Raw genomic sequence first — 22,019 nt, 5'->3', positions numbered from 1 at the left:
AACTGAGGTTTTATTTATCAGAAACAGCAACTACATTTGTGGTTGCTGTTTTTTTTGAGTCTAAAAGTTTTTTTATTGAGTACAACCAATTGGATTTAATTTACATTTATACAGTAATCAGTTATTCAAAAATAGTTTATTCCTATTCAACTAAAACCATATTCATCAATTTATGTCACAATTTTACATCTATCGTTTAAATGTTATTTTTATTTTGTTATTTCTTGTGGGTTGTTCTAAATCTAAAGAACCAAAACCCATTATTATTGATGTTGCATTCCAGAAATACGTTGATATTTTTTTAGCTGAAGCCCAAAAAAGGAATATTGAATTTAATCTGGCTGATGATGGTATCACCGTACAATTTGGAAGCACACTTTTAAATGGAAAAGAATATGGAGGATTGAGTATTCCAACTACACGAACCATTAATATCAATAAAAACCTATGGGAAACTTCAAGTGAATTGGGGCGAGAATCTTTAATTCTGCACGAATTAGGGCATTTATTACTAAAAAGAATACATAAATCAACGGTATTAGGGAATAATGAGGCTCAGTCATTAATGGCTTCCATAGATGATAGTAACTTTAAATCATTGCCGATTTATCAAGGTTTCCGTAAGAAATATTATCTTGATGAGTTATTTACTCCTTCAACTCCAACTCCTGAATGGGCTAATTCTGAATTGATAAATACACCAGAGAGTACCTCTCCTAAAACATTAATTTATGAGCAAAATTTTGATAAAGCTATACAATTAGCTCCGAATTTAAGTTCTAATACTAACATTTCTTTTGATTTTTCCGACGGAAATATGAGTATTAAAAATACTTCTACATCAACTGAATATGCCTATGGAATCGGGAGTTTTCTGACAAATTTTACACCTACGATACTGAATAATTATGAAGTTACTTACCGTTTTAGAAATAAAGGTAATAAAGGTGCATCTCTTATTTGGGAACAAAATAACTTGGATGAAAATAGATATTTATTTGGAATTAAAATACCTGGAGCAACATTAATTAATGCTATTTCTGGCTATTTTTATGCTATCGTAAACGCTAATAGTGCTGGGGATTATAACATAATTTCGGTGCGTTATGAAAACTCAAATGTAAATGTATGGATAAATGGAAAGTTAATATTTAAAGGAAATGCAGTATCAACAGCTCCTAATGATGCTTGGAATTGCTTAATTCATTTGCCTACCGACTCAGCAATTGATGTCGATTACATTAAAGTTTATCGATTATAATAATATTTGACTAAATTTACGACATCATTATTTAAAGAAAATATTCAATACAGAATGTCGAAAAAAATAGAAAACCTTACACCACAACAAATCGTAAACGAACTCGATAAATATATAATCGGCCAAAGAGAAGCCAAACGAAATGTGGCGATTGCTCTCCGAAACCGTTGGAGAAGAATGAATGCTGCCGCCGATATGGTATCCGAAATCATTCCGAATAATATCTTGATGATTGGCTCGACTGGTGTTGGTAAAACCGAAATCGCTCGCCGATTAGCCAAAATTGCTGATGCTCCGTTCGTAAAAGTTGAAGCCTCAAAATTTACCGAAGTTGGCTACGTAGGTCGTGACTGCGAAAGTATGGTACGTGATTTGGTTGAGCAGTCGGTTAATATGGTAAAACTGGCCAAAAAGGAAACCGTAAAGGCTAAAGCATTGGAGCTTGTTGAAGACCAACTTCTTGATATTCTGATTCCGCCCGTGAAAGACCAAAAAGACACTGGCTTCGTGATTGAAGAACAAAAAAAAGAAATAGAAGATTATACCGAATCTTTATTGAACGAAAAAACCCGTGAGGCTTTCCGTGTAAAGCTACGTAATGGCGAGCTTGACCACCGTAAAGTAGAAATTGATGTGCAAACAGGAGGAATGCCCAACATCGGAGTAATGGGTGGCCCAATTGATGATATGTCGATGCTCAATATTCAGGAGATGTTGGGCGGAATGATGCCAAAAAGAGGAAAAAAACGCAAATTAACGATTGCCGAAGCCCGAAAAGTTTTGTTAGAAGAAGAAGCCTCAAAACTCATCGACATGGACGAAGTAAAAGAAGAAGCTATCTGGAAAGCTGAGAATTTGGGAATTATTTTTATTGATGAAATTGATAAAATAGCCAATAGTGGATCAAAATCGGGTGGGGGAGCTGACGTAAGCCGTGAGGGGGTTCAACGAGATTTGCTTCCGATTGTTGAGGGAAGTGCCGTAAATACCAAGCACGGAACCGTAAAAACCGACCACATTTTATTCGTAGCCGCTGGGGCATTTCACGTTTCAAAACCTTCTGATTTGATTCCCGAATTACAAGGCCGTTTTCCAATTAGAGTTGAGTTAGAAAGTCTGACCGAAGATAATTTCTATCAGATTCTGAAAGCACCTAAAAATGCCCTTACAAAACAATACATTGCCATGCTCGAAGCAGAAGGTGTAACGCTACTTTTTGATGACGAAGCCCTCCGTGAATTAGCAAGGATTGCGTTTGAAGCCAACAGCGAAGTTGAAAACATTGGAGCAAGAAGATTACAGACGGTTATGAGCCATCTGCTCAACGAAATTATGTTTGATGTGCCTGATAACATTGTCATGGATTCAACCATTACCATCACCAAAGAACTGGTTGCTCTCCGCCTCTCAGGATTGGTCAAAAACCGAGATTTAAGCCAGTATATTTTATAATTGTGGAACGAAGTTGCACATCGGTTAAATACAAAAAAGCGTGAAGGGAGACTTTCACGCTTTTATTGTATAGTGCAAGATAATAAAAGCTGAACGGATTAGTTATAATTAAAAAGAGTGTCAATTTTAAAGACTTCATTCCGAATAATTTAGGTAGATTGTTTTTATTTTCACTCATAAAACGAAAAAATATATAATTGGTTTTTTGTTTTAGTAATAGTTTTATTTCTGATTTAACTACTAAATTCACAAAATGAATAGCATATTGAAGTATTTGTGTTTTTTCTTACTTTTTTCATTTGTTGCTCAAGCACAGAAGCCTTTCCGTGTTAAAATACAATTCCCGAAAAACATCAACATTGAAAATGTGAAAATTGGATATGATAATGGTCAAGAACGAATAGGTGCCGACCCAAAATTCGTCGATAATCAAGCTACTATCTCGGGAATTTACTATTCAAAGTACTTAACACTTTGGATTTATGATGAGCTGAAAGATAATTTTATAAACTGGAATTATTTTTGGGTTGAGGGTACAGCCGCATCAATTTCATTTACAGAAACAAATTCTTCGCAGAATATCTTTAGAAAACATACCTTAAAAAATGTACAAGACCTCCGTGTGGTAGGACAAACTCATCAAAATTTTGTCCGTACGGAATATGCAGCATATAAAGATTTTTACGAGAAATATTTTAGTGAAAATTTCAAAGGAAAGTACACCGATTCCTTAGATAGTGTTTTCAATAGAATATTCATGAATCTAAACAATAAAGACATTACATTCATCAGAGAAAATGGACGACAATATTATGCTTTCGATTATTTCAGAAGGCATACTGCTACTCTCACAGCAATAAGCCCAGATACACTAGTATCAATTTTTGATAAGGCGTTTCCAAAAGCTTACAAAGAAAGTTTTGAAGGTAAAGAGTTGATTAAGTTTTTAAAAGGAAAAACTTTAAAGAAAAACTCTCAAGTTCCTGTTATTGAAAGCTTAGATTACTTTTCAAAAGAGAAGATAACTCTCATCAATAAAAAATATACGCTATTAGTTTTTTGGGCATCTTGGTGCAAGCCATGTATAGCCGAAATTCCTAAAATTAAGGAATTGTATAAACTTTATCAGGCTGATGATTTAAAAATAATTTATGTAACGCTTGATGAAGACTCAACTAAATTTATTGAAGCAGTAAAGAAATATGATTTAAGCTGGAGTCATGTTTATGGAGATAAAAACGTAATAAAGAGTTTCGGTGTACTTGGAATTCCGCAAGTATTTCTAATTGATAACACAGGAAAAATAGCTTATTCACGAGAAGAAGAAAAAGATTTTAAGTCTGAATTACCAGTTCTTGAAGCAATTTTAAAGAAAAAACTGTAAGTTGTTTTTACCAATGGTTGGAATTACATTTAAAAAAAACAAATCGGGCAAAGCAACTCTACAAAAACACAGGATTTGTAACAATAACCTATATAGGAAATTGAGTGTAGTACTTTACTCAAATCAATTAATATTCAATTGTTATGTCACTATTCTTTAAAAGAATTATTGTTTTGCTGCATTTAACTTCTGTTATAGCTATTGCTCAAAAACAGTTTTCTGTAAAAATTCAATTCCCAGAAAATATTGATAATAGTAGAATAAAAATACTTTACGATAATGGGAAAGAAGAAATCAACATCCAACCTAAATTTAGAGGAAATCAAATAGTCCTTTCAGGTAAGTATTATTCGAAATACGCAGATATTGTTATTGATTATTCGAGTGATACCTTAACATACCATAATACGTTTTGGGTGGCAAGTAAGCCTGCATTTTTAAGTCTTGTAACTGAGAAGGAAACACTAAGATGTGATAAGGCTGAAAATGTGTATGATATTATGCAAATGGGAGCGAGTGATTTTAATAAGTTTGTTGCAATCGAAGATAAAGATTTCTTTGAGTTCATTTTACGGAACAATACCAATATGAATGATTCTTTGGCTAAAATTGCTTATGCAAAAGGAAAAACTCTAAGCAATAAGAAATTAGAATTCATAAAAAACAATGGAAATTCATATTATTCCTTTTGGCTATTTAGAAAAGAAGCTGTTTTTGCAGATACAAGTGTCGATACTTTAATAAAAATATATAAAACAGTTTTTCCAGTTGATTTCATAAATAGTCAGGAGGGAACTGAAATTACAAAAATATTAACGGGGAGAAATCTAAAAAAAAAATCACAGGCTCCAGTCTTCATAGCAAAAGATATATCAGGCAAAACAATTTCATTAGAAAAATATAAGAATAAGTTTATACTACTTGCTTTTTGGGCTTCTTGGTGTGGTCCTTGCGTGGAAGAAATACCGACTATTAGTTTAATGAGGGAAAAGTATTCTACGGATAAATTTGAAATTATTTCTGTCACGCTTGATGATAATTTAACACAGTTTTCAGAAGCTATTAAAAAATACAATATGAATTGGAAACACATTTATGGTGATAAAGATTTGGTGAAGAAATATGGAGTTATTGGTATTCCAGAGATATATTTAATAGATAAAACAGGAAAAATAATTTATAAAAGAGAAGAAGAAAAAGATTTTACGCCCAAATTACCAATTCTTGAAGCAATTTTAAAGGAAAAACTGTAAGTTGTTTTTTCTAATGTTTGCAATTATAGTATAAAAACAATACAGGTCGATTACAGAAACTTTACTATAACATAAGATTTGCCACAATAACCTGTGTAGGAAATTAGGTTTAATATTCAAATTAATTAATATTCAACTGCTATGTCACTATTTCTCAAGAGAATTATTCTTTTGGTGCATTTAACTTCTGTTATAGCTATTGCTCAAAAACAGTTTTCTGTAAAAATTCAATTTCCCGCAAATCTTGATGCTGAAAATACTTATATTTATTATGATAATGGAATAGAGAAAGTAATAATTGATGTTCCTACACAAATAAATAGTAAACAAGTAAATATCACGGGTTTGTCATACGCCAAATATGTGTACCTATCGGTTCAATATACAACCAGAACTGAAGATTATCCAAATATGGGCTTCTTTATTTTGGGGAATAATGCAGAGATAAAATTTAAGTTTGATACGAAGGAAACAAATAAGCTTAGAGTTGATGAAATGAGTAATATTCAATCAATTGAAGAAGCGGGAGAGAATAAATTCAACTCATACATCGCCGATGAATACAACAATTTTGAAAACTTCAGACAACAATACAGAGGAAAGAAAATTAATGATTCACTAAACGCTATTCAATCTAGTCTAAGAAAGAAGTATATAGATAAGCAATTAGATTTCATTAGAAGTAATGCTAATTCTTATTACGCTTTTTCCTTATTTAGAAGAAGAATGGTATTTCTCGGAGTCTCACCCGATACGCTTATAAATCTATTTGATACCACTTTTTCTGATAGTCTTAAAATGAGTTTGGAAGGTGAACAGGTGATAAGATATCTCTACGGAAAAAGGTTAACTAAAAATTCGGGAGCACCTACATTTTTATTGAAAGATATAAAAAACCAACCAATTTCATTAGAGAAATACAGAAATAAATTTGTCTTGTTAGTTTTTTGGGCCTCTTGGTGTGGTCCTTGTATTCAAGAAATTCCAGTGATTCAGAAAATTAGAGAGCAATATCCTGAAAGTAAATTGGAGATAATTTCTCTTTCTAGTGATACCAATGAAAATGCTTATTTAAAAGCACTAAAGAAATTCAATATGCCTTGGATACATGCATATCTAACTGATGAAGTATCAAAAAAGTACGGAATTAATGGAATTCCTGAACTTTTTTTGATAGATAAAAATGGTATATTGATTTATAAAATGCAAGAAGAAAAAGATAGTTCTCTTGAAAATTTAACGAAGATACTGGTGGAGCGGTTATAAGTTTTTGGTCTATCAGAGTCTTATATAATTCTGTTGTATAGTTTTATGTTTTAGGTATATGAATGCCCTACGTTACGATACTTTTTCTATTCCTCTGGCTCCTCATCATTTACAATAAAAGCGTGAAAGTCTCCCTTCACGCTTTTATTGTTATCTGTAAATAATCTTATTTCGATACTACCTTAATATCAGCACCATTACTTGCACCATTTACACCAATTGCGTCAATTCTTGTCTCTACGATTCCTTTGCTAAGTAATTTCTTTTTGATGGCAAATGCTCTTTTTACAGCCATTGTTTTGTTGTCCATACCCACTGCATTATTAGAGTGTCCTTGTAGCTGAATCTGCATCTTTGGATATTTGGTCATCAAATCGGCCAATTCATCAATAATCAAATCTGATTCAGAATCAAGTGCCTGCGAACCTTTCACAAAAGCTACATTTGCCATCGGGAAAATCTGTCCAACTGGTTTTGATTTATCAGCTAAATACGCATTCAAACCTTCTCCAAACGTACTATATTGTTCGGTTGTAGTTAATGATGGTGTAGTAGCAGCTACTTTAGCTGTGTCTTTTATCGATACAGAATCAACGATTGGTTTAGTAATTGTGTCAGGCTGAATGGCCGTAGAATCAACCACCAATTCTTCGCCCGTATTCTCCGATTGCGATGGTTTGTAAAAATTCATATACCAATAAATTCCACCTGCAATGGCCGCTACACCGAGTAAACCAATCAATAATGTTTTAATCGGAACAGGAGAGCTACTTGTTTCTTCTTCTTCGTAGCTTGCTGGAGCAACGCCTTTAGAGGCAGATGTATCGTCAGTTGAGACTGTGTTTTTTCCTTTGATAGAAGAAACTGGCTTGCCCGATACTGCTTTCTTGGCCGTAACAAATTTAGGTGAAAGTAATTCCTGCAAACCTAATTGCGGAATCATCTTTTCTAATAAATCTTCGGGTACCAGCTTGAAGAGTGGTTCGTGGTGATCGCTCAAAAACGTAATCAAACCATCAACATCTAATTTGTTTGTGTCGATTTCTTTACTAACTGCATCAATGAGCAAAGGTGCAGCAAGGCTCGAATACATCGTCGAAGAATTTTTCTTGATACCTGCGTAGATACCAATCATGCTCACCAACGGACTTTTATATGCAGGGAAAATTTGACTGATAAGGCCATCGCCAACTTTCAAGATATTATCGAGTTTATCTTTTTTATTCAGATAAGACATCACATCTCCAATTAGCTCGCCACCTTGATTGCCCTTTTGAATTTGATTGAAAAGCATACTCACACTCATCATACTACTCGTACGACGAACCAACCCCGCTACTAATGTATAAAAAATACCGTCTAACGCTTTTCGTGTTTTTTCTGGCTCTTCTTCAGAAAGTTTGGCAATCTTTGATACCACTTCATCAGTCAGAGCCTCGTTCAACGTATCAAATAAGTTCATAAGTTTATTTTTATTTTAAATAATTGGCAATTGTTTCCTGCAAAATTTATAATTTGGTGCAAAACAACACAAAAGTACGGATTTTTGATAGAAATTTCACACCTTTTTATTGATATTCCTATTTTAGTAAATTTATTTTTCACTCACTAAGTAGATAGGTAAATTGCGTAAATATTTGATAGTCAATTAATAACTTAGAAATCAATTATAAAAAAACACAATATAAATATATCTATCGACCAGAGTCAATCATTAGTTGACTGATAAAATTGTACCATAAATTATGCCTAAGCAAGAAAACGAAAATTTACGTAGCCAAGATTGGTTTGGAAAAGAAGGAAAAGACGGATTTATCTACCGAAGTTGGATAAAAAATCAGGGCTACCCTGCTCATCAATTTAAAGGAAAACCAGTTATTGGTATTTGTAATACATGGTCAGAGGTCACGCCTTGTAACGGGCATTTTAGAGAATTGGCTCAAGTAGTAAAAAATGGAGTATATGAAGCAGGTGGCTTTCCGTTAGAATTTCCGGTGATGTCGTTGGGTGAAACTATCATTCGACCAACTGCCATGCTCTACCGAAATTTGGCTGCCATGACCGTTGAAGAAAGTATCAGAGGAAATCCGTTCGATGCGATTGTATTACTTACAGGTTGTGATAAAACAACCCCTTCGCTCGTGATGGGTGCTGCCAGCTGTGACCTTCCAACGATTGTTGTACCGGGTGGACCGATGCTTAATGGACGTTTTCAAGGAAAAGCCATCGGTTCTGGTACTGATGTTTGGCGTTTTGCCGATGACTTGAAAACTGGCAAAATGACCCCCGAAGAATTTGAAGAAGCCGAATCATGTATGAGCCGAAGTATCGGGCATTGCTCTACAATGGGAACGGCCTCTACAATGGCCGTAATGGTTGAATCGTTGGGGCTTACATTACCTGGGGCATCGGCTATTCCAGCAGCCGACTCTCGCAAAAAAGTATTAGCTCACATGTCTGGTATGCGAGCCGTAGAAATGGCACGTGAGAATCTGACACTTTCAAAAGTGCTTACTCGTGAAGCCTTCGAGAACGCCATCATGATGAATGCCGCAGTGGGTGGTTCAACCAACTTGGTGCTTCACTTATTGGCAATCGCTGGGCGTATCGGAGTTGATGTAAACCTCGAAGATTTTGATAAAATAGGTAGTAAAATGCCATTTCTATTGAACTTGATGCCATCGGGCAAATACCTCATGGAAGACTTTTATTATGCGGGTGGTTTGCCTGCCGTAATCAAAGAAATGGAAAAACACTTGCACCGTGATGCTATTACAGTAAATGGTAAAAGTTTGGTAGAAAACTCGAAAGGAGCAAAAATATGGAATGAAGACGTGATTGCCAGAGTAGATAAACCGATTTTACACGAAGGAGGAATTGCGGTGGTGAAAGGAAATCTTTGCGAAAACGGAGCCGTTATCAAGCCTTCGGCTGCATCGCCGCACCTCATGCAGCACCGTGGTAAAGCAGTGGTTTTTGAAACAATTGAAGATTATCATGCTCGAATTGATGACCCAAATCTTGAAATCGACGAGACTTCGGTGATGGTTCTGAAAAACGTTGGCCCAAAAGGCTACCCAGGAATGCCCGAAGTAGGGAATATGCAGTTACCAAAGAAATTGCTCGAAAAAGGAATTACGGACATGGTGCGTATCTCAGATGCTCGTATGAGTGGAACGGCCTACGGAACGGTATTTCTACACGCATCACCTGAGTCGGCAGTTGGTGGAACGCTCGGATTGGTGCAAAATGGCGATGAAATTGAAGTAGATGTGCCTAATCGTAAGATTCATTTACACGTATCTGACGAAGAACTGGCCGAACGCCGCAAAAACTGGACTCCGATTGATTTAGGGTATGACCGTGGTTATACTCAGATGTATATCAACACAGTTATGCAGGCCGATAAAGGGGCTGATTTAGACTTTTTAGTCGGAAAATCTGGCCACGAAGTAAAGCGAGAATCGCACTAATATTGCTCAAACGACGAAATACTTTAGGTGCTTTTCAAATTCGAAGAGCACCTTTTTCAATAAGGTGATCAACGAATCTATCTATGAATTTCAATATACTATATGTTAGTGCAATTTCGGTTGCTCTAATAGGAGAGTGTTATGCTTACGATTTAGTTGATGAACAACAGGCTGCACTATGGAGTAATAATTTAAGAATCATATCGTGCATTTTGATGGGGATATGGTTCTATAAATTACAAAGCTACGAATTTAGATTTCGGCAAAAATTTTTTACTCTAAGTCTGCTTTTGCCAATTCTAGTTTCACTTTCTACTTATTTAATACCCGAACCACAGGCTATTATTGTAAATCTCGGCGTGAACATATCTATCTTCATTATCTGGATATATTACTTTCATCAATTGGGAGCTAAAATTTGTTTCCAAGATTCAGATAATAATTTTAAGAAAATCATTCCTGCTTTTTTATTCTTTCCTTTACTTTTTTATTTTTTTAGCTTATACGAATCCCTTACAAGAATTTATTCGATTATAGTTTTTATCTATGTTATAATCTTCTCATACACGGGTATTTTGGCAGTTTTCATTCCCTTGACCGATAAACGACGTATGTATGTTATCTTTGGATTTTCTTTGCTGGTTATGGCCAATATCATGAATGCTTACCACACATTTTTAGAAAAGCTTTTTTGGGCATATCCTGTAATTAGGATAATAGCAGTTGCCTCGAAATGTATGTTTATCTATGGTATAGCCCAATGTAGTATTAAAAATTTGAGTTCAAATAAAGTTGCAGCAGATGTCTAAATTTAATATTTATAGTTCGTCGGCAGGGTCAGGAAAAACCTACACCCTCACCCGCGAATATCTCAAACTTGCACTAGGTAGCGATAAAGCTTATTATTATAAACGTATTTTAGCGATAACTTTTACCAATGATGCTGCTTCTGAAATGAAGGAGCGAATCTTGGCAGCATTGAAAGAGATATCCGATACTCAAAATTTTAATGAAAAATCGAGGTTTTGGGGCATGTTTCTTGAAATTGCCAACGAACTAAAACTACCCAACGAAACCCTTCAATATCGTGCGGCCGAGGTTTTCAAACACATTATACAAGAATACTCCGATTTCGCCGTAAAAACAATTGATAGTTTTGTTAATCAATTGGTCAATGCCTTTACCGAAGATTTGGGTTTGCCCTACAATTACGAAATCGTACTTGATTCAAAAACTGTAATGACAGAGGCCGTTGAGCGTTTAATTGAGAAAGCTGGCCTCGACGAACACCAAGATGTGACCCGAATTTTGGAGCATTTTGTTGAAGAAAAGGTATCTGATGGAAAAACATGGAATTTCGTAACCGAAGAACTGGCCGATTTCGGAAATCACCTCATCAATGACCAATTCTATTCGTCGCTTATCAAACTCGATACGCTCGACCCAAAAGATTTTTGGCTTATTTCAAATAACATCTATACTTATCTGCAATGGGTCGAAGACGCCATCAAAACAATGGCCGAAAAAGCTATTCAATTTATTGAAAATCAAGGACTTAGTGTCGATGATTTTACGCAAAAAGCCAAAGGAATTGGTGGCTATTTTTATAATATGCGTGATGATTTTGAAGATGAGTATTTCAGAAAAAGAGATAAATCTCCGAATTCGTATCAATGGGCAGCCATCAACGAAGATAAATGGTATAGTGCCAAAACCCCAACACCAATAAAAGTAGCCATTGATTCAATTAAGGAAGATTTAACCGCAATTTTTAATGAATTGCAAGAATTTAAAGCTCAGCATTTGCCAAAATACGCCTTGTTTTCGATGATTAAACCAAACCTTCGGAAGCTCTCGCTTTTGAAGAAAATCAAGGCCGAATTTGATACTGTTTTAGAAGATAAAAACCAAGTTTTTATATCAGAATTTAACCGTAAAATACTGCAAATTATTTTATCCGAACCCGTACCGTTTATTTACGAACGCATCGGCGAACGATACAATCATTTGTTGGTCGATGAGTTTCAGGATACTTCGGATATGCAATTCTATAATTTGCTACCGCTCATCGAAAACTCTCTGGCCAATAATCACTTCAATCTAATCGTGGGCGATGCCAAGCAGGCAATTTATCGCTGGCGTGGCGGAAAAATGGACCTAATTGTGCATTTATTCAATAATAAAATTGAAAAGTTATTGGAAAATCCGCTCATGCAAGACTTTCAGATTGAGCAATTCCTGACAGTTTCCAATTATATTAGTCCGCAAAACCTGACCACAAATTACCGCAGCAGCCAAGAAGTGATTGATTTTAACAATCGTTTTTTTGCATCAGCCATGCGAGAATACGAAAATATTTTTCCGTTTTTGAAAGAAGTTTACGCTGATTTTTTTCAAAAAACGCCCGAAAATGCTAAAACTGGTGGCCATGTTCAGATTGAATTTTTAGATTACGTAAAAGGCGAAAATCTGATGCTGGGCCGCACGGTTGAGTTAATTCAGCAAGTGCTTGATGAAGGCTATTCGATGGGCGATATTGCAATTTTATGTCGGAAAAACAAAGAATCGGCCGAAATCGCTAATTTCTTGACCGAAGCCAATTATAAAATTATTTCTCGTGATTCGCTTTTGCTCAAAAACTCGCCAATCGTTAGGCTTTTGGTGGCTTTTATGCGAGTGGTTAATCAACCCGATAATCGTCTGGCAAAGTCTGAGGTGGCGTATTTGTTTTATCAGACAATTCTCGGACAAATACCTGATAATAAGGCCAATGATCTGATTGCCGAGGCGGTAGATGCTGCTCAAATTGCCGATTTTTATCTGCTTTTTGCCCAGCATGGTTTTACCCTCGATTCAATCAATCTCAACAAAGCTGGTATTTACGAATTGGCCGAAAAAATTATTCATGTTTTCCAACTTTTCGAACGCACCGACCGCAAATCTTATCTTTTCAGATTCTTGGATGTAGTGCTGAATTATAGCTTGAAAGAAAGTAATCATTTACAAGATTTCCTGAAGTTTTGGGATGAGAAAAAAGATAGTTCGGCACTTTCGGTCAAATCTCCTGCCGAGCAAGATGCTATTACTATCACAACCGTTCACCGCTCAAAAGGACTTGAGTACCCGGTCGTTATTATTCCGTATGCACAGTGGGAAACCGAACCCAATAATTATTCAGAATTGTGGGCCAATTTAGAAATACTTGACTACGAGGAACTTAGCATCGAAAAAGAGGGCGAAACCAAAAAGCTTCTGTCGGCTCCTGTGAAGATAAACAGTAAGATGACAATGACTCATTTGGGTGGACAATATGTTAAAGAATTTGAGGCGATTTTTCTCGAAAATCTCAATATGCTTTATGTGGCGTTTACCAGAGCGGTCGATAAACTTTTTGTAATTTCGGGCAAAAATCATCACCAACGAGTGCAAGGAGTGGGCGGATTGATGCTTGGTTTTTTACAGTCGGAGGGATTATACCAACCCGACCAAAATGTTTACGAAATCAGTCAAGGGCGTTTCATAAAAAAAGAGAAACCCAAACCCGAAGAGCCAGAAACGATTTTCTTGCCAAAAGTGATCAGCGAAGACCGCAGTGATAAGCTGCGTTTACGACGCATTTCTGAGAAAATTTTTGACCCCGAAACGCTTGATAAAACCAAAGACCGAGTAAATAAACTACATGAAGCATTTGTAAAGATAAAATCTCGAAAAGACATTCAGAAAGCGATTCAATTGCTTGAATATGAGGGAGTTATCAGCCCGAAGGAAAGCGATGAAATCATAGAATCGGTTGAAAAAATTATTGCATTGCCCGAACTCAAAGCACTTTTTGAAGAAGGCTTGCAAGTGGATAACCAGCGAGAAATATTGCTCAATGGAGCAGATGCCCAATGCCCCGACCGAGTAGTAGTGAAAGACGGAATTGTGCATATCATTGACTATAAAACAGGCACAAGCAAAGACCAAAATAAACACGAACGCAACGCCCGACAAGTGCGTAATTATGGAAAACTTTACCGCCAAATGGGCTATGAGAATATAGAACTGATGCTGGTTTATTTAGAAACAAATGAGGTTGTGCGGGTGGCGTAATTGAAGGCTAAACGTGTGTTTTGTCCTGACATAGGTTTACACGAAATAATGTAAACAAATGGCAAGAACCAAAACAAACAATGGGTCAGTGTTTTTTACAAGCTACGATGAAATGTGGAATGATACCTAACAATTACTAAATGTATTGTTCCGAATGAAACTTAATTTGTCTTAATCTAAACGACCGTCGATTAAAAACGATGGCTATAAAATGAATCGAGCCGATGGTTTTGTGTTATGTCATTATTAATGTTTAGTAGTTTTTGTTCTTTTGTATTAATCTAATTTGTTTCAACCCAATGTTTGGATAGACTATGTTTTGGGCCTAAGTCAATGATTTTACAGAGAATTAATGGACTTATATATAGCTACTTAGCGTTTTATAGATTTATCGGTTGCATACATTCTATTACTCAAAAGTTGAAAAAGATTCGATAAAAATTTTATTTTTGTAAAAAAAACTATCAATTTTTCAACTCAAACCAATCATGAAAAAAATCTATTTCCTATTATTTGTAGCATTGGCCGCTTGCCAATCGAAGAAAACTGAAACTACAAATGCTGATTCAGTTACTGTAAGTACCGATACTGTTGCTACCGCTACCAAACCAATTACAGAAGAAACGCTGTGCTATGAATTCAGATTTAAGAAAGACGTAACATCAGTAAAATTGGTAATGAAAGGCGACTCGGTAACGGGTGAAATGAGTGAACTTATATGGGAAAAAGATAGTGCAACTGGCACACTAAAAGGTAAAAAAGTAGGCAATGACTTAATTGTTGATTACGATTACGTGATTGAAGGCAGCAACCAAGTTGAAGAAAGAATTTTGAGAATAGATGGCGATAAACTACTCGTGATGAGCGGAGAACTGACAGAAGACAAAAACGGTAAACTAAAAATGAAAGACCCCGCAAAAGCTACGGTTTCGGAGACTTTGGTGAAGGTGAAATGTCAGTAAATTAGAATAAAATTTTTTATGGATGTAACGACTTAATCTGAATAAGAACCCCAACGGGGTGGAAGGATTATAGCTCAATATTGATAAAAATTATAAAATCCCGACGGGATGGTATTATTCTAATCTTAATAATGCCATCCTCGCTTCGGCTGTCCGACTCGGGATTTTTAATTATAAGGATGTTTTGTATTCTAAAGTCATATCATCCCTTCGGGATTTATTTCAATACTTATTTTTACCCAAACAAATTACTTGATAAATATCTATCGCCACGGTCGCAGCAGATGAAGACAATTACGCCCGATTCTAACTCTTGGGCTAATCTGATGGCTGCTGCTGCTGCTCCACCCGAACTCATTCCCGAAAAAATCCCCTCGGTTTTGGCCAGTTTTTGTGCCATTTCGGTGGCTTCGGCTTCGGCAATATCCATTACTCTATCTACTCGACTTGGGTCGAAAATCTTTGGTAGGTATTCTGTTGGCCAGCGTCTAATTCCCGGAATCGACGAACCTTCGGTTGGCTGACAACCCACAATCTGAATGGCTGGATTTACTTCTTTCAAAAACATCGAAGTTCCCATAATCGTACCAGTTGTTCCCATCGAACTCACAAAGTGCGTTACTTTTTGGTCGGTATCTCGCCAAATTTCGGGGCCAGTCGATTTATAATGAGCTAAATAATTGTCAGGATTAGCAAATTGGTCGAGCATAAAATACTGGCCAGTTTTGGCTTGTGCTTCGGCGTAATCTCGGCATTTTTCGATATTTTCGAGTAGTACAACTTTTGCTCCGAATGCTTCCATCGTAAGCGTTCGCTCACGAGTAGAGTTGGCAGGCATTATCAACTCAATTTCTAAATCAAACAGTCGGGCAATCATTGCCAAGGCAATTCCAGTATTTCCACTTGTTGCCTCAATGAGTTTCATGCCTTTTTTAATATCGCCACGCTCAACCGCACTTCTAATCATATTCAGAGCGGGGCGGTCTTTCACACTTCCCGCAGGGTTATTGCCTTCGAGTTTGCCGTATATCTTTACGTTGGGATTCGGATTGAGTTTTGTTAATTCTACAAGTGGTGTATTTCCTACGAGGTCAATGATAGTCATAATATTAATGAGTGAATGAGTGAATGATAGCATGAATGAATAATTTTATTCTATCATTCACTCATGCTATCATTCACAATTGATTTTTATTCCATTACACGTTCCACAACCTTAATTTCCGGTTTGTGATAAACCGTTGAGTATGAAGGTACTGACTTCGTGAGCCAAACGTTTCCGCCGATAATTGAGTGTTCGCCAATGACGGTGTTTCCGCCCAAAATTGTCGCTCCCGAATAAATCACTACATTGTTTTCTACTGTTGGGTGGCGTTTGGTATTGGCCAGTGTTTTCTCTACACTCAATGCTCCGAGCGTAACGCCTTGATAAAGTTTTACGTGCTTGCCAATGATACAGCTTTCACCGATAACAATTCCTGTGCCGTGGTCAATGAAAAAATATTCGTCGATTTGAGCGGCAGGATGAATATCAATTCCTGTTTTTGAGTGGGCATATTCAGTCAAGATTCTTGGCAGAAGTGGAATCTCTAATTTGTGCAATTCGTGGGCAATTCTGTAAAACGTAATGGCATAAAAACCCGGGTAAGCACGCACCACCTCAAATTCACTTTTGGCTGCGGGGTCACCTTCGATAATCGCCTGAATATCAGTCTTTAGTGTTCGATATATTTCTGGAATACTCGCAAAAAAAGCGTTTGCTTCGTTTTCTGGATTACAACTTTTACATTGGTAGGTCGAAATCAGAATATTTCGTAACTCCAATTCGAGGTTTTTAAATTGAATCTCAATTTCTTCTTCTGAGCGGAAATACTCTTTGGTTTGCTCAGGAAACAACAACCGAATAATGCGTAATGCCCAAGCCGCAATTTCTTTGGTTGGTGGCACTGGTTCGGCTTGCTGGTGTTTGTCGAAGATATGTTGGAAAAATTCTTTGTTCATGAGACTCTTCTTTAAAATTGTTAGAAAGATAACACCTAAAATTATACCACCGTTCAACACCCCAACAAATTTATTTGACGAATGCAACTTTTTGACATACAAATTTGCTCAAAATAAAAGACACTGCAATGGCTGAGCAGTGTCTTTTATGAATCAAAAATGCTATTTTACAGAATTATATTTACACTAAAAGTGCCGCTGGCAGTCATTTTTTTACCCGAAGTTCCAATCGCATTTCCGTCGAAACTAAATTTTCCTTCTACTAATTTATTATCAGTAAACTTCGTAATTTCTAAAGTGCCAGTGCTTGGCGAATAAAAAGTGCCATCGTGCTGGAAAGTAAATACGCCCGTCGAGCTTTTCAAGTCATAGATTTTTCCTGCCTTTATATCAGCTTTATTGAGTAGAATCGTATAGCCGCTTTTGTCTTTATTGGCCTCGATGGTCACTACTCCGAGCAGCGTTACGGCCGTTGGGGTTCCTAAATTCACGTTCGTTCCGTTGGCAATTAGTGTTGCCGAACCCGAAGGAACAATTTCTTCTTTAAGTTTTTTGAAACATGAACTCACGAAGAGTGTCAGTACTAACAAAACTAAAATTCTTGGGGTGTTTTTCATTGTTGTTTGTGCTAAATTGTTTTGGGTATTGTGTTCAGAATTTACACCTTGTAAACTTTCACAGACATTATACGTTCAACTGATTTTTTTATTATATTTTGGTGCTATTTTCGATACAAATTATTTATAATCAATTTTTTTGGCTTAAATTGCCCATCTATTAAATTCAATTAAATTTTTTAAAAAATACCCATTAGGGAAGAAAAAGTATATTGATGGAAAACAACAATTCACGCCGAAAAGCTATGAAAAAAATCGTAGAGGGAGCTGCCGCTGTAGCCCTTACTGGAGCAGTTGCTTCTCGCCTCGAAGCTGCCGATACTATCATGGGAGCAGCCCTCAAAGGACGCATAAATCACTCAGTTTGCCGTTGGTGCTACGACTCAATCGATCTTGATGCTCTTTGTCGAGCTGCAAAAAATATAGGTTTGCAATCAATCGAATTATTGACTGTTGAGGAATTTGAAACTGTAAAAAAACATGACCTTACTTGTGCGATGGTTTCGGGAATCGGCAAAGATTATGGTATAACCAAAGGCTGGAACAAAAAAGAAAACCACGATGGACTCGAAGAATGGTATAAGTATCTGATTGATGAAACATCGAAAGCTGGTTTCAAGAATTTGATATGTTTTTCGGGAAATCGTGAGAAAAAGTTGAACGATGAAGACGGCCTGAAAAATTGTGCCAGAGGTTTGAAGAAAATCATGAAATATGCCGAAAAGAAAAAGGTGACAATCGTGATGGAATTGCTGAATAGCCGAGTTGACCACGCAGATTATATGTGCGACCACACCGATTGGGGCGTTGAACTTTGCAAAAGCATTGATTCGGATAATTTTAAGTTGCTCTACGATATTTACCACATGCAAATCATGGAGGGCGACATCATTCGTCGAATCCGTGATAATCATAAATATATTGCTCACTATCACACTGGCGGTGTACCTGGTCGCCACGAGATTGACGAAACGCAAGAGATTTATTATCCTGCTATCATGAGTGCCATTGCCGAAACGGGTTTCAAAGGTTTTGTTGCCCAAGAATTCATTCCGATTCGTGCCGATAAACTGGCTTCTCTGAAACAAGGTGTAAATATCTGTGATATTTAGTTGCGAATGAATTTTTGTAGGCACGTCCAATTTGGACGTGCCTACGGGTAAACTTTTAACACTTAATTATGAAACTTTGGCAAAAAATCTCTCTCGGAATAGTTGCTATTATCATTGTTTTTATAGGAAAAACACTCTACAACGCTGGTGTTTTTACGACTGTCGAACCTCATTTCAATGGTACTGTAACCGAGATTGATGGTTTTGGTGGGGCAGAAGATATAACATTCGATAAAGCTACCGGACTGGCCCTTATTTCTTCAAATGATTTTAGTGATGACTCGAAAAATGGGGCGATTTTTCTGCTAAATACCAAAGAAAATACACCTAAGCCAATCAAACTTACCGAAAAAGTTACTTTCGACTTTCATCCACATGGTATCAGTTTGTATCGCACACTTGAGGGTGCAAAAAGACTTTTCGTAATCAATCATCGAAAAAAAGGCGATTACGTAGAGGTTTTTGATTTTACTGATTCTACGCTTGTGCATCTCGAAAGTATCACGAGTTCGCTCTTTGTGAGTCCAAATGATATTGTGGCGGTGGGCGAACATACGTTTTACTTGACCAACGACCACGACGAAGAAAAATCAGATTGGCGAAGTAAAAAAGATTTACTGCAAATTGCCATGGGAAATGTATGTTATTACGATGGGCAAAGAGCAAAAGTTGTAGCCGATGGTTTTTTGTATGCCAATGGAATCAATATCAGTCTTGATGGTAAAAAACTTTTTGTTGCTGCCACTTCTGGGCGAAAAATTAGGGTTTTTGACCGTGATTTGACTACGGGAAAACTCACAGAATCAGACGAAATTACAATCAACGGGGCGGATAATATTGAGATTGACGAATACGGCAATCTTTGGGTAGGCTGCCATCCAAAATTGCTTTCTTATTTGGCTCATTCAAAAGACCGAAGCAAGCCTTCTCCTTCCGAAATCATCAAAATCAATTATCAATCTAAAGAATATTATACCCTCGAAAGTACTTATCTCAACGATGGCACGCCCGTTTCGGGGTCGAGTGTGGGGGCAGTTTTTGGCGATAAACTACTGATAGGCACAGTGTTTGGAAATAAAGTGTTGCTTTGTACGCTAAAAAAATGATGATATTCATTGGTTCAACCAAAATCGTGATTTAGCTTTGCGTCATGAATTTAATATCAAACAGTAAACGAGGCTTGGCAGTTTTTCTGCTATTGCTCACCAGTGTTCGCATACTGGTAGTGCCTGTGGTTTATCTTGATTTTGAATTGAACAAGGAATACATCATCAAAAATCTCTGCGAAAATCGCTTTAAGCCAGAGCTGCAATGTAATGGTAAATGTTATTTGGCCAAACAACTCCATAAAGTAGCCGAAGACAAAGCCAGCAAAGAAGCCGACCGCCAAGAGCAAAGTTTCAAGAAGCTTCTCGAAGAAACCTTCCACCACGAAAACTTTGTGTTTTCGCCGACTTTTGAAAGTGTGATTCTCAGCGTTCAAAACAATTTTTCTTACAAGACGAGCCACTATTCTACGCTCACTACTTCTCTTTTTCGTCCACCCTGTTTGGGCTGATATTCCTTTCTTCGTTTTGCATCGAACTTCCAAAGTTATTAGCTGACTTTGCGAGCTTGTGTATGCGTTTTCTTACGCTTAACTATTTTTATTAACACTCTTTTACGGAATTCTGGCGAGTTCCTACTTCTTGGTGTTTGCCTGTAAGTTGCTTATAGTCAATCGCTCAAACTTCTGTGGACAAACCGCAGATGCTTATCAATTTATGTTTAATTATATCTAAAAAATGAAAAATATATCTAAATTATTCTTAGCAATCTTCGCAACTGTAGCCATTATTTCTTGCCAAAAAGAGGAGGAAATCGGGCCAAATGATAAAAATTCGGTGATTCTTGAGTTTGATAATCGTATCGGCGACCAAAAACTTGTTTTGGGTGCAACCAAAGCGAAAAATGCTGCTGGTGAGGAATTTACAGTTACAAAACTTAACTATTTTGTATCGAATATTGCTCTGAAAAAAGAAAATGGTGAAGTCGTAAAATTTCCAGACCAATATTTTTTGGTGCGTCAATCAGATGCTAATTCTTTGAACATTACTTTGAAAGATGTACCTGCTGCCAACTATACTGGTCTCACATACACAATCGGTGTTGATAGCTTGAAATCTATCTCTGATGTGAGCCAACGCACTGGCGTACTCGACCCCGCTTCGTATGGCTCAGATAATATGTATTGGTCGTGGAACTCAGGCTATATTTTCTTCAAGATGGAAGGAACCTCGCCGGCAATTCCTGCAAATATGATGGGCATGACCGAATATCAATTCCATATTGGCGGTTTTGGGGGGCGTACAGCCAAAACACCAAATAATCTTAAAACGCTCAATTTTACTTTTTCGGCCGCAACTGTCAGAAAAGATATTGCACCTGCTATTCATATCATCAATGATGTAAATAAAGTTTTCAGTGCAAAAAATCAGATTAGTATTGCAAAAACATTCATGGTTCATGCTCCTGCGGCGGGTGGTGTTATTGCCGAAAACTATGCTCAAAGTTTCATCGTTGACCACGTTCATAACGATAAAGACTAATGAGAAAAAACTTTAAAGTCTTTATTGTCAGTCTTGTAGTTTTCTTGGGTGCTGCTTGTTCGAGCATCACCCAAGAAGCTAAACCCGAAGAATTGTTTGCCGTTCCCGCTAATTTTCCAAATCCTGTCTATGATTTTGCAAAAAATCCCGTAACTAAAAGTGGTTTTGAATTAGGCCGAGAGTTGTTCTATGAGGGCGATTTATCGAGAGATGGAACAATTTCTTGTGCCGAATGCCACAGCCAAGCATCGGGTTTTACGCATCATGGGCATGATGTAAGTCACGGAATTGATGATTTGAGAGGAATTAGAAATGCCCCACCGATTCAGAATATGGCTTTTCAGAAAGAATTTTTCTGGGATGGGGGTGTGTTTGATTTAGATTTATTTTCGATTGCACCGATAGAAAATCCAGTAGAAATGGACGAAAAATTGGGGAATGTACTCGAAAAACTACGTAAAAAAGAAAAATATGCTACGCTTTTTCAGAAAGCCTACGGTAGTAAAGAAATCACAACCGAGCGTTTTTTGAAAGCACTTTCGCAGTTTATGAATGCAT

Annotated in this window: 18 protein-coding genes; 14 read left to right on the top strand and 4 right to left on the bottom strand. The window is 36.7% G+C overall.

Annotated elements, in window-relative coordinates:
- Positions 1-172 precede the first annotated feature (172 nt).
- The 5 genes from ACOVO2_RS17275 (at position 173) to ACOVO2_RS17255 (ending at position 6,616) form a co-directional block, all read left to right on the top strand.
- Complete coding sequence (locus ACOVO2_RS17275; protein ID WP_421771181.1) at positions 173-1,261, top strand: hypothetical protein; 1,089 nt, start codon at positions 173-175, stop codon at positions 1,259-1,261.
- 54 nt (positions 1,262-1,315) lie between these two features.
- The gene (hslU, locus tag ACOVO2_RS17270) at positions 1,316-2,713 is read left to right on the top strand and encodes an ATP-dependent protease ATPase subunit HslU (RefSeq protein WP_421771180.1); all 1,398 of its coding nucleotides are present in this window, start codon (positions 1,316-1,318) and stop codon (positions 2,711-2,713) included.
- A gap of 253 nt (positions 2,714-2,966) precedes the next feature.
- Positions 2,967-4,097: a TlpA family protein disulfide reductase gene (locus tag ACOVO2_RS17265; protein ID WP_421771179.1), complete on the top strand. Its 1,131-nt coding sequence runs from the start codon at positions 2,967-2,969 to the stop codon at positions 4,095-4,097.
- A 143-nt stretch (positions 4,098-4,240) separates the two neighbouring features.
- Positions 4,241-5,350, top strand: a complete 1,110-nt coding sequence (locus ACOVO2_RS17260; protein ID WP_421771178.1) for a TlpA family protein disulfide reductase — start codon at positions 4,241-4,243, stop codon at positions 5,348-5,350.
- 141 nt (positions 5,351-5,491) lie between these two features.
- Positions 5,492-6,616, top strand: coding sequence for a TlpA family protein disulfide reductase (locus ACOVO2_RS17255; protein ID WP_421771177.1), 1,125 nt, complete (start codon positions 5,492-5,494; stop codon positions 6,614-6,616).
- 166 nt (positions 6,617-6,782) lie between these two features.
- Here the strand turns inward: ACOVO2_RS17255 and ACOVO2_RS17250 are convergent, their stop codons facing one another.
- Entirely contained in the window at positions 6,783-8,078 is a 1,296-nt protein-coding gene (locus ACOVO2_RS17250; RefSeq protein WP_421771176.1) for a DUF937 domain-containing protein, read from the bottom strand.
- 283 nt (positions 8,079-8,361) lie between these two features.
- On the opposite strand from ACOVO2_RS17250, the gene ACOVO2_RS17245 reads away from it, so the two are divergent.
- The 4 genes from ACOVO2_RS17245 to ACOVO2_RS17230 all read left to right on the top strand — a co-directional run bounded on the left by ACOVO2_RS17245 (position 8,362) and on the right by ACOVO2_RS17230 (position 15,143).
- Positions 8,362-10,089, top strand: a complete 1,728-nt coding sequence (locus tag ACOVO2_RS17245) for an IlvD/Edd family dehydratase (RefSeq protein WP_421771175.1) — start codon at positions 8,362-8,364, stop codon at positions 10,087-10,089.
- Between the two features lie 83 nt (positions 10,090-10,172).
- Positions 10,173-10,898, top strand: a complete 726-nt coding sequence (locus ACOVO2_RS17240; RefSeq protein WP_421771174.1) for a hypothetical protein — start codon at positions 10,173-10,175, stop codon at positions 10,896-10,898.
- On the top strand, positions 10,891-14,181 hold the full coding sequence (locus tag ACOVO2_RS17235; RefSeq protein ID WP_421771173.1) for a UvrD-helicase domain-containing protein: 3,291 nt from the start codon (positions 10,891-10,893) through the stop codon (positions 14,179-14,181). The genes ACOVO2_RS17240 and ACOVO2_RS17235 overlap by 8 nt, the downstream gene beginning before the upstream one ends.
- 488 nt (positions 14,182-14,669) lie before the next feature.
- Positions 14,670-15,143: a hypothetical protein gene (locus ACOVO2_RS17230; RefSeq protein ID WP_421771172.1), complete on the top strand. Its 474-nt coding sequence runs from the start codon at positions 14,670-14,672 to the stop codon at positions 15,141-15,143.
- Between the two features lie 235 nt (positions 15,144-15,378).
- Here the strand turns inward: ACOVO2_RS17230 and cysM are convergent, their stop codons facing one another.
- The 3 genes from cysM to ACOVO2_RS17215 form a co-directional block, all read right to left on the bottom strand.
- A complete protein-coding gene (gene cysM / locus ACOVO2_RS17225) occupies positions 15,379-16,281 on the bottom strand; it encodes a cysteine synthase CysM (RefSeq protein WP_421771171.1) in 903 nt (300 codons plus the stop codon).
- Between the two features lie 53 nt (positions 16,282-16,334).
- Complete coding sequence (gene epsC / locus ACOVO2_RS17220; RefSeq protein WP_421771170.1) at positions 16,335-17,144, bottom strand: serine O-acetyltransferase EpsC; 810 nt, start codon at positions 17,142-17,144, stop codon at positions 16,335-16,337.
- 167 nt (positions 17,145-17,311) lie between these two features.
- The gene (locus tag ACOVO2_RS17215) at positions 17,312-17,761 is read right to left on the bottom strand and encodes a hypothetical protein (RefSeq protein WP_421771169.1); all 450 of its coding nucleotides are present in this window, start codon (positions 17,759-17,761) and stop codon (positions 17,312-17,314) included.
- A gap of 215 nt (positions 17,762-17,976) precedes the next feature.
- Here ACOVO2_RS17215 and ACOVO2_RS17210 point away from each other — a divergent pair, with 215 nt between their 5' ends.
- The 5 genes from ACOVO2_RS17210 to ACOVO2_RS17190 all read left to right on the top strand — a co-directional run.
- A complete protein-coding gene (locus ACOVO2_RS17210; protein WP_421771168.1) occupies positions 17,977-18,873 on the top strand; it encodes a hydroxypyruvate isomerase family protein in 897 nt (298 codons plus the stop codon).
- A gap of 68 nt (positions 18,874-18,941) precedes the next feature.
- A complete protein-coding gene (locus ACOVO2_RS17205; RefSeq protein ID WP_421771167.1) occupies positions 18,942-19,979 on the top strand; it encodes an SMP-30/gluconolactonase/LRE family protein in 1,038 nt (345 codons plus the stop codon).
- 44 nt (positions 19,980-20,023) lie between these two features.
- Entirely contained in the window at positions 20,024-20,431 is a 408-nt protein-coding gene (locus ACOVO2_RS17200) for a hypothetical protein (RefSeq protein WP_421771166.1), read from the top strand.
- 226 nt (positions 20,432-20,657) lie between these two features.
- Positions 20,658-21,461 carry an MbnP family protein gene (locus ACOVO2_RS17195; RefSeq protein ID WP_421771165.1) on the top strand — a complete coding sequence of 268 codons (804 nt, stop codon included), beginning with the start codon at positions 20,658-20,660 and terminating at the stop codon, positions 21,459-21,461.
- Positions 21,461-22,019, top strand: a 559-nt coding sequence (locus ACOVO2_RS17190) for a cytochrome-c peroxidase (protein ID WP_421771164.1), incomplete at its 3' end; no start/stop codon positions are given. The genes ACOVO2_RS17195 and ACOVO2_RS17190, both read left to right, overlap by 1 nt.

The organism is Emticicia sp. (genome assembly GCF_049241225.1).
Taxonomy (GTDB): domain Bacteria; phylum Bacteroidota; class Bacteroidia; order Cytophagales; family Spirosomataceae; genus Emticicia.
The sequence above is the reverse complement of the archived record's forward strand: the minus strand, read 5'-3'. Positions and strand labels throughout refer to the sequence as shown.

Coding starts and splice junctions, on each gene's coding strand:
- ACOVO2_RS17275 (WP_421771181.1), top strand. CDS start 173: ATGTCACAATTTTACATCTATCGTTTAAATGTTATTTTTATTTTGTTA.
- hslU (WP_421771180.1), top strand. CDS start 1,316: ATGTCGAAAAAAATAGAAAACCTTACACCACAACAAATCGTAAACGAA.
- ACOVO2_RS17265 (WP_421771179.1), top strand. CDS start 2,967: ATGAATAGCATATTGAAGTATTTGTGTTTTTTCTTACTTTTTTCATTT.
- ACOVO2_RS17260 (WP_421771178.1), top strand. CDS start 4,241: ATGTCACTATTCTTTAAAAGAATTATTGTTTTGCTGCATTTAACTTCT.
- ACOVO2_RS17255 (WP_421771177.1), top strand. CDS start 5,492: ATGTCACTATTTCTCAAGAGAATTATTCTTTTGGTGCATTTAACTTCT.
- ACOVO2_RS17250 (WP_421771176.1), bottom strand. CDS start 8,078: ATGAACTTATTTGATACGTTGAACGAGGCTCTGACTGATGAAGTGGTA.
- ACOVO2_RS17245 (WP_421771175.1), top strand. CDS start 8,362: ATGCCTAAGCAAGAAAACGAAAATTTACGTAGCCAAGATTGGTTTGGA.
- ACOVO2_RS17240 (WP_421771174.1), top strand. CDS start 10,173: ATGAATTTCAATATACTATATGTTAGTGCAATTTCGGTTGCTCTAATA.
- ACOVO2_RS17235 (WP_421771173.1), top strand. CDS start 10,891: ATGTCTAAATTTAATATTTATAGTTCGTCGGCAGGGTCAGGAAAAACC.
- ACOVO2_RS17230 (WP_421771172.1), top strand. CDS start 14,670: ATGAAAAAAATCTATTTCCTATTATTTGTAGCATTGGCCGCTTGCCAA.
- cysM (WP_421771171.1), bottom strand. CDS start 16,281: ATGCTATCATTCACTCATTCACTCATTAATATTATGACTATCATTGAC.
- epsC (WP_421771170.1), bottom strand. CDS start 17,144: ATGAACAAAGAATTTTTCCAACATATCTTCGACAAACACCAGCAAGCC.
- ACOVO2_RS17215 (WP_421771169.1), bottom strand. CDS start 17,761: ATGAAAAACACCCCAAGAATTTTAGTTTTGTTAGTACTGACACTCTTC.
- ACOVO2_RS17210 (WP_421771168.1), top strand. CDS start 17,977: ATGGAAAACAACAATTCACGCCGAAAAGCTATGAAAAAAATCGTAGAG.
- ACOVO2_RS17205 (WP_421771167.1), top strand. CDS start 18,942: ATGAAACTTTGGCAAAAAATCTCTCTCGGAATAGTTGCTATTATCATT.
- ACOVO2_RS17200 (WP_421771166.1), top strand. CDS start 20,024: ATGAATTTAATATCAAACAGTAAACGAGGCTTGGCAGTTTTTCTGCTA.
- ACOVO2_RS17195 (WP_421771165.1), top strand. CDS start 20,658: ATGAAAAATATATCTAAATTATTCTTAGCAATCTTCGCAACTGTAGCC.